General features: G+C 58.4%; 2 pseudogenes. Both read right to left on the bottom strand.

Features of this window, described 5'->3' with window-relative positions:
• Nucleotides 1-136 (bottom strand): annotated as a pseudogene (locus AF337_RS45850) (ornithine cyclodeaminase family protein); the annotation flags it as partial.
• Nucleotides 137-207: 71 nt separating this feature from the next.
• Nucleotides 208-317: pseudogene (locus AF337_RS32730) on the bottom strand (GNAT family N-acetyltransferase); the annotation flags it as partial.

Raw genomic sequence — 317 nt, 5'->3', positions numbered from 1 at the left:
GCTGCAGATCATTGACCGGCTTGGTGAGAAAAGCGGTCTCGAGCGCATCGATCGCGACCGCCATCAACCCGCTACCGACAAGATCCTCGTCTTTCAGGATTTTCGTCACAGCCAACCCTCCAGCCCATACCGGCATCCTGCAACCCCAACCCCGCTTGAGGTCAATAGCTCAGGCAAACCGATATGCGCCGAAACATCGCGTGAGAGCTAACCGACCAGACGGAGAGCCATCATGACGTCGTCGATCTCCCTGCCCTCCTCCAGAACCCCGCCGGGAATTCTGCCGATCTCGGAAAAGCCTTCCCGCTGATAGAACC

Source organism: Rhizobium ecuadorense (assembly GCF_001187535.1).
Taxonomy (GTDB): Bacteria; Pseudomonadota; Alphaproteobacteria; order Rhizobiales; family Rhizobiaceae; genus Rhizobium; species Rhizobium ecuadorense.
Note: the sequence above shows the minus strand (reverse complement) of the source record. Positions and strands in the feature narration are given on the sequence as shown.